Below are 10,638 nucleotides of genomic sequence, written 5' to 3'. Positions count from 1 at the left end.
GGTTTTAAGTTGGCAATAAAAAAGCGCGGCCCCTGCACAAGGCCGCGCTTTTTTGTTTCGCTACGATTAATCGCGGAAATTTTTAAACTGGAATGGCTGCCCCAGATTGCCATTTCGCACCAGGTTCATCGCTCCCTGCAAATCATCCCGTGATTTACCGGTGACACGCAGTGACTCGCCCTGAATCTGAGTCTGTACTTTCAGTTTACTGTCTTTGATCAGCTTGACGATTTTCTTCGCCACATCTGACTCAATGCCTTTCTTTAATTTTGCATCGACCGCCCAACTCTTACCACTGTGCTCAATCTCTTCAGGGACTTCGAGCGCAGCACCTTCGATACCTCGTTTCAGTAACTTTTCACGCAAAATATCCACCAGCTGCTTTACCTGAAAATCGGACTCAGAACTGACGCGAATAGTTTCATTCTTTTCGTTTAATTCAACGCTGGCAGTCACATTACGAAAATCGAAACGGGTCGACAATTCACGGCTGGCATTTTCCACCGCATTACGCACTTCCTGAAGCTCGACTTCAGAAACAATATCGAAAGATGGCATCTTTTCTTCTCCTGGCTCTGGTTTGCCATGCATAATACGCAGATTGACGCGGTAAACAAATGTCTCCGTTCAGAAAAGACCGTTCAGGGGTAAAAAAATACCGTTTTACCGCTGCAGATATGCTGGAGTTATTATGAAAATAACCGTACTGGGTTGCGGTGCATTAGGACAAATTTGGCTTGCAGCACTGAGCCGCCAGGGGCATCAGGTACAGGGCTGGTTGCGGGTAACTCATCCCAATACCACGGTACATGTCACCAGCCCGGAAGGCGAAGTCTTTCGTCATTTTTTCCCTGCCAACAACCCGGCATTTCTGGCCGAAAGTGACCTGTTGCTGGTCACGCTGAAGGCTGCACAAATATCCAGTGCCTTGCAGCAGATCCAGCCTCTGATTCCTGCCCATTGTATCATTGTGCTGATGCATAATGGGATGGGAGTGATGGATGAACTGCCTTCGTTGCATCAACCGGTACTCCGGGCAATCACCACTCACTCCTCTTACCGCACCCAGGGCCGGGTTATCCATGTCGCCCATGGTATAACACACCTGGGACCAGTGGCGCGCAATCAGGACCAGCTCAGTCCTCTGGCCGATATGATGCACGAAGCCTTACCGGATGTGGCCTGGCATAATGATATCCTGCCCGCAAGCTGGAATAAGCTGGCAATCAACTGCGTCATTAATCCACTGAGTATCAAGTACAATTGTCGTAACGGTGAAATTTTGCAGCATCCGGATGAAATACAGCAGATTTGTGAGGAACTGGCTGCCGTCATGGCCAGGGCAAATCTGCATGCCGATGCGCGTCAGTTACAGGCTAATGCGACTCACGTGCTGCAAAACAGCGCCGGCAATTTTTCGTCAATGCTCCAGGATATCCAGGCGGGCAGGAGCACCGAAATTGATTACATCACCGGTTACCTGCTCCGCAAGGCCACAGAATTCGGTATCGCAATTCCTGCGAACCGTGCACTGTTTCAACTCGTTAAATCCAAGGAGTCTGCCAATGGACACCCCGAAATCAGTGCTGGTTTGCCTGGCACATGGTAGTGAAGAAATTGAAGCGGTTACCGTCATTGACCTGCTGGTCAGAGCCGGTATCCGGGTGACAACCGCCAGTGTAGAAAGCAATGGCGAAACCCTGATTGTCTGCTCACGCGGCGTGAAACTTCAAAGTGATACCACGCTGGTAGCCGTCGCTGATCAGCCATTTGACGCCGTAGTGCTGCCCGGGGGTGTTCAGGGTGCTGACACTTTAAGTGATAGCCTGTTGATGCTGGAAACCGTCCGTCAATTTTCGGCTACCGGCAGAATTGTGGCCGCCATTTGTGCCGCTCCGGCAAAAGTGCTGGCGGCGCACCATCTGTTTCCTGTGGGTAATATGACCGGTTTTCCGGGATTTCAGTCAGAAATACCTGAACAGCAATGGATGGAACGGCGGGTGGTCTGGGATCCCCGGGTTAACCTGCTCACCAGCCAGGGCCCCGGCACCTCATTTGATTTTGCTCTGAAATTAATTGACCTGCTGGCCGGACAAGATACCGCCAGGGAAGTTGCTGCGCCGCTGGTGCTTGCACCCGGGATTTATAATTATCAGGAAACAAACGGATAAAAAACCCGCATACCTGGGTATGCGGGTTTAATAAAGAGCTTTCCGATGATGATACTCAGGGGCGATAGACTTTAACGTTGGTGTAGCCCTGCTCACGCAGATACAGTGCCTGTAAGCGACTCATCACCCCCCGATCACAGTACAGTAACCAGGTCCGTGACTGATCCAGCGAGGCAAACTGGCTACCCAGTTTGTAGAAAGGCAGCGACTGAATTTTCACATTATCTGCTTTCAGTGGACGGTCATCCTGTTCATCGATCGAACGTATATCCAGAATAGTATCATTCTCGCCAAAGGCAGCCACCGTTTCGACTTCCACGACATCACGGGTCGCCTGCTCGGCAATTTCGCGGATATCGAGATTGCTGGCTTCCTGAACTACCCTTTCAAGCACTGAAAAATCGAAATTCTCTTCTTCGGCGTGAATACGGCTTTTTACGGCTTTTACTGTCGGACTTTTTGAAATAACACCGCAATATTCTGGCATCGTGCGGGCCAGGTCTTCGGTGCCGATTTCACGGGCCAGATTAATGATATGTTCTTTATCATGTGAAATCAGCGGACGCAGAATCAGAGTATCACTGGCGTTATCAATCAACCGAAGATTCGTCAGTGTCTGGCTGGAAACCTGACCGAGTGCTTCGCCTGTTACCAGCGCCTGAACGCCATAGCGTTCAGCAACCATCGATGCGGCACGAACCATCATGCGTTTGAGGACCACCCCCATCTGACCGTCATCAATATTTTCGAGAATTTCCCCGACCACGGGTTCAAAATCGATCGCAATAAAACGCACGCGATGGGAACGACCAAAACGATTCCACAGATAATGAGCGACCTGACGCACACCAATTTCGTGCGCAGCCCCACCCAGATTGAAGAAACAATAATGGACACGACATCCGCGGCGCATCAGCATGTAGCTGGAGACACCTGAATCAAAGCCCCCTGAGATCAGTGACAGTACATCTTCCTGTGTTCCGATAGGAAAACCACCAATCCCTTCGCGGCGCTCGGTGACCATCAGCAGGCGATCATCTTCAATTTCCAGATTGACCGTCTCCTGAGGGTTGGTCAGTTTGACGCTGGCGGTCGCAATATGCTGGTTAAGCCCCCCCCCCACATAACGTTCTACGTCCTGTGAACTGAAGTCGTGCTTCCCGCGTCGTTTCGCCCTGACACAGAAAGTTTTCCCTTCCAGCCGGTCACGATACAACTCAAGCGTCTGCTCAAAGATATTATGCACATCGGTATAGTTATGCTCTTCAACCGCCAGTATATGGTGGATACCGGGAATGCGGGTCAACTCTTCGGCAATAACTGGCTTAAGTTCCTCCCGTTTAGAGCGTACGACAATATGATCCCAGTGACGAACGACTTTAATCTCTTCATCAATGGTTTTAAGGATATTGCGAATATTTCCATTCAGGATCTTAATAAAACGCAGTCGGACTGACTGGCTTTTGATCGTGATTTCCGGAAACAGTTTTATGATAAACTTCATGGCGGCAAAGGCTTATTCAGGGAAATAAGTGTTAATAACGACACACTTAACTGTTAAAATCAGAATATTGCGGACAGCAAAACATTGCCCCGCATCCAGGATGCGCAAGTATATCACCTTTGTTGAAACTCTGCTTCTGCAACCTCCGTCACATTGATCATTTTGCTTATCGTTCGTCGTCGGCTACCATAAGCAATGACAAATGAATAAATAACTCATAGAGCCGGTACTGACTATGCCAAAAAAAACCGAACCTTCTGTCAGCTTTGAGAGTGCTTTACAGGAGCTGGAATCTATCGTCCGGCGTCTTGAAACGGGAGAATTACCGTTAGAAGAAGCCCTGAATGAATTTGAAAGAGGCGTTAAACTGGCAAAAAACGGTCAGCAAACCTTACAGAAAGCCGAACAGCGGGTTCAGATTTTACTTAAACCAGACCGTGATGCTGATTTAGATGCTTTCACCCCGGAAAATAACTGATGGATTTTTCGACACTGATTTCGGCCTATCGTGAGCGGGTAGACCATGTATTAACCGGATTACTGCAGAACGTTCCTTTTCAGAGTTCTCCGCTGAACGAAGCAATGCAATATGGCGTACTGTTAGGTGGTAAACGGATGCGGCCTTTTCTGGTGTATGCCACGGGTGAAATGCTCGGTACCCCTCAGGCAGCACTGGATATTCCGGCGGCTGCCATTGAATGCATTCATGCTTACTCACTGATCCATGATGATTTACCGGCAATGGATGACGACGCGTTACGCCGCGGGAAACCGACCTGTCATGTTGCATTTGGTGAAGATACTGCGATTCTTGCCGGTGATGCCTTACAGACACTTGCATTTACTGTGCTGGCTGATCAGCCTATGCCAGAGGTATCTGACGCTTCCCGGCTGGCCATGATTTCCGAACTGGCTGCAGCCAGTGGTGCCGGCGGCATGTGTGGTGGCCAGGCGCTGGATTTAGCCGCCGAGGGAAAATCGGTCAGTTTACAGGAGCTCGAAACCATACATCGCCATAAGACCGGAGCACTGATTCGTGCGGCTGTCAGGCTGGGAGCCTTATCGGCAGGGGAACGCGGTAAAGCGTTACTGCCAGATTTAGACTGTTATGCCAACGCTATCGGTCTGGCTTTTCAGGTTCAGGACGATATCCTGGATATTGTCGGAGATACCGAAGTTATTGGAAAACGCCAGGGCGCTGACCTGGCTCTGGGAAAAAGTACCTACCCGGCATTGCTGGGTCTGGACGGCGCCAGGGAAAAAGCCCTGCAGTTGTACCAGGAAGCCATGGATGCTTTAGACCGACTCGCCGCCCACTCTTTAGATACTGCCTTATTAAAGGCACTGGCGGGTTACATAATTGAACGTGATAAATAACATCCATAATGAGTCACCGATGAGTTTTGATACCACCCAATACCCTACACTGGCGCTGGCAGGCACAGTTCAGGAATTACGTTTATTGCCAAAAGACAAACTCCCTGCCCTGTGCAATGAGTTACGCCAGTACCTGCTCGACAGCGTCAGTCAGTCAAGCGGACATTTTGCGTCCGGACTGGGGGTTGTGGAACTGACCGTTGCTTTGCATTACGTCTATAACACACCCTTTGATCACCTGGTGTGGGATGTTGGCCATCAGGCTTACCCGCATAAAATTCTTACCGGTCGCCGTGATCGTATCGGTACGATCCGTAAAAAAAACGGGCTACATCCTTTCCCGTGGCGTGAAGAGAGTGAACATGATGTGCTGAGTGTAGGCCACTCTTCCACATCCATCAGCGCCGGACTGGGAATGGCGGTAGCAGCAGAAAAGGAAGCCGCTGGTCGTCGCACAGTATGTGTCATCGGCGACGGCGCACTGACTGCCGGAATGGCTTTCGAAGCCATGAACCACGCCGGTGATATCAAGCCCGATATGTTAGTGATCCTCAATGACAATGATATGTCGATCTCTGAAAATGTCGGGGCACTCAACAATCGTGTGGCTCAGATACTTTCCGGTAAAACCTATTCGTGGCTGCGTGAAAGTGGTAAACGGGTACTGACCGGAATCCCTCCCATTAAAGAGCTGGTGAAACGTACAGAAGAACATCTGAAAGGGATGGTTTCGCCGGGCACCCTGTTTGAAGAGCTGGGATTCAACTATATCGGACCGGTTGACGGGCATGATGTGCTAACACTGGTAAGCGCATTGACTAATATGCGCAGCCTGAAAGGTCCTCAGTTCCTGCATATCATTACCAAAAAAGGCAAAGGTTACGCCCCTGCTGAGCAGGATCCTATCGCCTGGCATGCGGTTCCTACTTTTGATCCAGCCAGTGGTGAATTGCCAAAAAGCAAAGGCGGGATTCCAACCTATTCGCAGGTCTTCGGCGACTGGTTATGTGAAATGGCGGCACAGGACGATAAGTTGATGGCCGTCACCCCCGCGATGCGCGAAGGTTCCGGTATGGTTCGCTTCTCCCGCGAGTTTCCCCAACAGTATTTTGATGTCGCCATTGCTGAACAGCATGCAGTGACTTTTGCGGCGGGGCTGGCTATCGGCGGTTATAAGCCGGTGGTTGCTATTTACTCGACCTTCCTGCAGCGTGCCTATGACCAATTGATCCACGATGTGGTTATCCAAAAATTACCGGTGCTGTTTGCTATTGACCGCGGCGGGATTGTGGGTGCTGATGGGCAGACCCATCAGGGGGCTTTCGATATCTCATTCCTGCGCTGCATTCCGGATATGGTCATCATGACCCCCAGTGATGAAAATGAGTGCCGTGACATGCTGTTTACCGGATATCACTATCAGCAGGGACCAAGTGCTGTGCGTTATCCGCGCGGCAGTGGCCGGGGCCTGGAGCGTGTGGAACCGCAACAATTACCGGTGGGTAAAGGTGTGGTTAAACGTCAGGGCGAATCACTGGCGATTCTGAACTTCGGCACACTGTTGCCTGAGGCCGAAAAAGTGGCTGAATCGATGAATGCCACACTGGTGGATATGCGCTTCGTCAAACCTCTGGATAGCGAACTGATTCTGCAAATGGCAGAACAACATTCAGAGCTGGTCACGCTGGAAGAAGGTTCTGTCTGTGGTGGCGCCGGCAGTGGCGTCAGTGAAGTGCTGATGGCTGCCCGCCACATGACCCCGGTACTGAATCTGGGCCTGCCGGATAAATTTATTCCGCAGGGAACACAGGAAGAGATCCGTCATGACCTTGGGCTGGATGCCGAAGGAATTGAGTCCGCGATTCATCAGTGGCGAACCCGATAAACATCACCCGGGAGGCCGCCGCTGGCGGTCTCCTGAATCGTGAATGTTCTTCTCAGAGCGGCAGTAACCCGGGTGAGTAATAACCTACAGCATATAAGATTACCGCAGACAGTATCCCCGCCACGATATCATCAATCATAATTCCCATACCGCCGCTGACATTCCGGTCAAACCAACGGATTGGCCAGGGTTTCCACATATCGAGAATTCGGAATACGATAAATCCGGCTGCGACCCACTGCCAGTGATGATTAGGAATAGCCATCAGAGTGATCCACATCCCGATAAACTCATCCCAGACAATACTGCCATGGTCATGAACCCCCATATCTTTCGCAGTACGATGGCAGAGATAGACCCCCAGGCAAATCCCTGCCAGTACCACCAGATAATAGAGATCTTCCGGCAGTAGTATCAGCAGATACCAGAATGGCAATGCGGCCAGAGACCCGATTGTCCCCGGTACGACGGGGCTTAGCCCGCTTCCGAAACCTGTCGCCAGCAAATGCCACGGATTACTGAGGTGAATACGTGAAAGTATCTGTTGTCTATTTTCGGCCAAAATGGTCATATCCTTTCAGGTCTAACCGGACAGGCTTACCGTGCTCCAGCAGTACCAGTCCGTCTGCTTCCGGGGCAATCTGTCCAATGCAGTGATAGCCCACCCCCAGATGATCGAGAGCAACCGCCAACGCTCCCCGGTTAACTTCCGGAACAGTAAAGCACAGTTCGTAATCTTCTCCGCCATTCAGTGCCCAACGCAACGCCTGAGAGGGTTCAAAACCTTCCAGTAGTGCAGATGAGAGCGGAATAGCCTCAGTATTAATCCTGGCTCCTACCCTGCTGGCCTTCAGCACATGCCCCAGGTCTGACAGTAAACCGTCTGAGATATCGATTGCTGCGGTAGCTAAATCACGTAACGCCTGTCCCTGTAAAATACGGGGTACCGGCCGCAGGTGACGTTTAATTAATGCTTCATGGATAGCCGGATCATCAATCCGGTAGTGATGCTGTAATAATGCCAGACCCGCTGCACTGTCTCCCAGGGTGCCGGTCACAAAAATCCAGTCTCCTGGTTTTGCCCCGGACCGTTTCAGCGCCCGTCCGGAAGGAACCAGCCCATGAATTCCAAGGGTCATGGAAAGCGGACCGCGGGTCGTATCACCACCTATCAGCTGCATATCATAATAATCAAGCAGTTCAAACAGGCTATCACTGAAAGCCTGCAACCAGGCTTCATCAGCTTCAGGTAAGGTCAGAGCCAGGGTTAACCATGCAGGATCGGCCCCCATGGCAGCTAAATCACTCAGATTAACAGCCAGTGCTTTGTAGCCCAGATCTGACGGGTGAATATCCCGCAAAAAATGCACGCCTTCCACCAAAGTATCTGTGCTGATAGCGAGTACCTGTTTTTCCGGTACTGCCAGCAGGGCACAGTCATCACCAATTCCTTTAATCACATCGCGGCGGGAACTGGTGACACGGTTAAAATAGCGAGCTATCAGCTCAAATTCGCTACAGGCCATAAACGGGTTACTCAGCGGGTAAATTTTAACAGGCATAAAAAAAAGGCCGGATAACCGGCCTCAGAGTCGTTACTTACGGTTAGGACGAATTTGTGGCGCTGCTTTATCCAGTACACCGTTAACAAATTTGTGGCTGTCCTCGGCACCAAACACTTTCGCCAACTCAATACCTTCATTGATCGCCACTTTATATGGCACATCCGAACGCTTACTCAGCTCATACAGAGCAATACGCAGGGCGGCCTTTTCAACCTCTCCCAGTTCATCCAGACGGCGGGAAAGGTATGGCTTCATCAGATCATCAAGATAGGCGCTGTTGGTCGCGACACCTGCCAGTAATTCACGGAAGTAGTTAACATCAACATCTTTGACGTCCTGTTCCGCCAGAAACTGGTATTCCACATCGGCAATGTCATTATTGGATATCTGCCAGGAATACAGTGCCTGTAAGGCACACTCTCTGGCACGGCGTCGGGCAGCAGGTTTCACAAAATTCCCCTTAAAATCAGGCGTTAATAGCTTTCAAAACATTAATCATTTCTAGTGCGGTCAGGGCCGCTTCGGCACCTTTGTTACCCGCTTTGGTACCGGCACGCTCAATAGCCTGCTCGATATTTTCAGTGGTCAGCACGCCGAAGGCTACCGGGATATCACTATTCATTGCCACACTGGCAATCCCTGAACTGGCTTCGCCGGCGACGAATTCAAAGTGTGCTGTACCGCCACGAATCACGGTACCCAGAGCAACTACCGCATCATATTTGCCGGTCTTACTCAGCGCCCGGGCCGCCAGAGGCAATTCATAGGCACCAGGCACCCAGACCACCGTAATATTGTCATCTTTGACCTGACCGATACGCTTCAGTGCATCGACCGCACCATCCAGCAGGCTGTCATTGATAAAGTTATTAAAACGAGCAATCACAATGGCAATTTTTGCATCAGGTGTTGCTACCGGAGCTTCAATAATTTTCATACTTTTCCTTTCAGGTATTAGTCGGGTCGCCCGGTAAGGGGGGCGAATTTTAGCATACTCTTCTGCGCTCTGCTCTCGCTTTTGCGCAAACTGTTAATCCGGACGTAAAATGACCCGCAGATCGCTTCCGACACGGCGGACATCGGTAAAACTAAAGCCAGGTGCATCAGTCAGATGACTGAGTCCCGGCAGTGTACATAAACCGCGGGCCTCATTACCCAGTAATTTCGGCGCAATATAAACAATCAGCTCATCCACCAGACCCGCGCGCAGTAATGCTCCCGCCAGCCCAGGCCCGGCTTCGGTCCAGACACTGTTAATCTGTTGCTGGCCCAGTAACATCATCATTGCCACCAAATCGGTTGCCCCCTGATGCTGCGGAACCACAAATTGTTTTACGTTTTGCGGCCATTCACCGGATAATTCAGAACGCATCAGCCACGTCTCTCCTGGCTGGCTAAACAGCTGCTGGTGAGACGCAAGTGATTGTTGACGGTCTATAATCACCCTGACTGGCTGACGCAGATTTTCCTCGCCCCCCATCTCCGACAAGCTGTCGCTGTCGAGGGAGTGGCTGCGTACCGTCAACGCTGGATCATCCGCAATCACGGTCGCACTGGTACTCAGTATGGCATGACTGGCGGCCCGAAAGCGCTGGACATCGCGTCGTGATTCAGGGGAGGTAATCCACTGGCTTTCTCCGTTCGCCATGGCAGTCCGTCCGTCCAGCGATGCCCCCAGTTTCAGTTGTAGCCAGGGAAATCCCGTCCGCATTCGTTTCAGAAATCCGCGGTTGAGTATTTCAGCATCCTGCTGCATTAAACCGTGGCTGACCTCAATTCCTGCCTGTTGCAGACGATAAAGCCCCCTGCCCGCCACTTGCGGATTAGGGTCCTGCATCGCGGCAACCACCCGACTCACACCGGCGGCGATTAGCGCATCGCAACAGGGCGGGGTACGGCCAAAATGGCTACACGGCTCCAGAGTGACATAAGCGGTTGCCCCTTTCGCCCGTTCTCCGGCCGCCCGTAAGGCATGAACTTCGGCATGTGGACCACCAGCACGCTGATGCCAGCCTTCTCCGACTATTTCACCCTCTCTGACGATCACACACCCAACATTCGGATTAGGCGCTGTGGTAAAACGCCCCCGGCGCGCCAGTTCCAGGGCCCTGGCCATAAATTGTTGATCAGACATAG

12 protein-coding genes are annotated in these 10,638 nt (G+C 51.3%); 5 read left to right on the top strand and 7 right to left on the bottom strand.

Going from position 1 to position 10,638, the window contains the following annotated elements; translation table 11 throughout:
- Positions 1–66: 66 nt before the first annotated feature.
- Positions 67–558: a YajQ family cyclic di-GMP-binding protein gene (locus B3Z23_RS13585; protein ID WP_038018647.1), complete on the bottom strand. Its 492-nt coding sequence runs from the start codon at positions 556–558 to the stop codon at positions 67–69.
- A 133-nt stretch (positions 559–691) separates the two neighbouring features.
- Here B3Z23_RS13585 and panE point away from each other — a divergent pair, with 133 nt between their 5' ends.
- Together panE and yajL are read left to right on the top strand one after the other, a co-directional pair.
- Positions 692–1,609, top strand: coding sequence for a 2-dehydropantoate 2-reductase (panE, locus tag B3Z23_RS13580; RefSeq protein WP_294910979.1), 918 nt, complete (start codon positions 692–694; stop codon positions 1,607–1,609).
- The gene (gene yajL / locus B3Z23_RS13575) at positions 1,566–2,171 is read left to right on the top strand and encodes a protein deglycase YajL (protein ID WP_294910976.1); all 606 of its coding nucleotides are present in this window, start codon (positions 1,566–1,568) and stop codon (positions 2,169–2,171) included. The genes panE and yajL overlap by 44 nt, the downstream gene beginning before the upstream one ends.
- A gap of 55 nt (positions 2,172–2,226) precedes the next feature.
- On the opposite strand, the gene thiI is transcribed toward yajL, so the two are convergent.
- Complete coding sequence (gene thiI, locus B3Z23_RS13570; protein WP_294910974.1) at positions 2,227–3,675, bottom strand: tRNA uracil 4-sulfurtransferase ThiI; 1,449 nt, start codon at positions 3,673–3,675, stop codon at positions 2,227–2,229.
- 235 nt (positions 3,676–3,910) lie between these two features.
- Here thiI and xseB point away from each other — a divergent pair, with 235 nt between their 5' ends.
- Genes xseB through dxs form a run of 3 tightly spaced genes read left to right on the top strand, consistent with a single transcriptional unit; the run spans position 3,911 to position 6,937 of the window.
- Entirely contained in the window at positions 3,911–4,153 is a 243-nt protein-coding gene (gene xseB, locus B3Z23_RS13565; RefSeq protein ID WP_294910971.1) for an exodeoxyribonuclease VII small subunit, read from the top strand.
- Positions 4,153–5,052 carry a (2E,6E)-farnesyl diphosphate synthase gene (gene ispA, locus B3Z23_RS13560; protein ID WP_294910968.1) on the top strand — a complete coding sequence of 300 codons (900 nt, stop codon included), beginning with the start codon at positions 4,153–4,155 and terminating at the stop codon, positions 5,050–5,052. The genes xseB and ispA overlap by 1 nt, the downstream gene beginning before the upstream one ends.
- A 19-nt stretch (positions 5,053–5,071) precedes the next feature.
- Positions 5,072–6,937: a 1-deoxy-D-xylulose-5-phosphate synthase gene (dxs, locus tag B3Z23_RS13555; protein ID WP_294910966.1), complete on the top strand. Its 1,866-nt coding sequence runs from the start codon at positions 5,072–5,074 to the stop codon at positions 6,935–6,937.
- A 52-nt stretch (positions 6,938–6,989) separates the two neighbouring features.
- Here dxs and pgpA read toward each other — a convergent pair whose 3' ends face one another.
- From pgpA to ribD, 5 genes are all read right to left on the bottom strand, one after another.
- Positions 6,990–7,508 carry a phosphatidylglycerophosphatase A gene (gene pgpA / locus B3Z23_RS13550; protein WP_294910963.1) on the bottom strand — a complete coding sequence of 173 codons (519 nt, stop codon included), beginning with the start codon at positions 7,506–7,508 and terminating at the stop codon, positions 6,990–6,992.
- Entirely contained in the window at positions 7,486–8,463 is a 978-nt protein-coding gene (thiL, locus tag B3Z23_RS13545; RefSeq protein WP_294911156.1) for a thiamine-phosphate kinase, read from the bottom strand. Before thiL ends, pgpA begins: the two co-directional genes overlap by 23 nt.
- 69 nt (positions 8,464–8,532) lie before the next feature.
- Positions 8,533–8,952, bottom strand: coding sequence for a transcription antitermination factor NusB (nusB, locus tag B3Z23_RS13540; protein WP_294910960.1), 420 nt, complete (start codon positions 8,950–8,952; stop codon positions 8,533–8,535).
- Between the two features lie 16 nt (positions 8,953–8,968).
- A complete protein-coding gene (gene ribE, locus B3Z23_RS13535; RefSeq protein WP_038018626.1) occupies positions 8,969–9,439 on the bottom strand; it encodes a 6,7-dimethyl-8-ribityllumazine synthase in 471 nt (156 codons plus the stop codon).
- A gap of 93 nt (positions 9,440–9,532) precedes the next feature.
- On the bottom strand, positions 9,533–10,636 hold the full coding sequence (ribD, locus tag B3Z23_RS13530) for a bifunctional diaminohydroxyphosphoribosylaminopyrimidine deaminase/5-amino-6-(5-phosphoribosylamino)uracil reductase RibD (RefSeq protein WP_294910956.1): 1,104 nt from the start codon (positions 10,634–10,636) through the stop codon (positions 9,533–9,535).
- Between the last annotated feature and the right edge of the window lie 2 nt (positions 10,637–10,638).

It is taken from the genome of Tatumella sp. UBA2305 (genome assembly GCF_002345795.1).
Classification (GTDB): domain Bacteria; phylum Pseudomonadota; class Gammaproteobacteria; order Enterobacterales; family Enterobacteriaceae; genus Tatumella; species Tatumella morbirosei.
The sequence above is the reverse complement of the archived record's forward strand: the minus strand, read 5'-3'. Positions and strand labels throughout refer to the sequence as shown.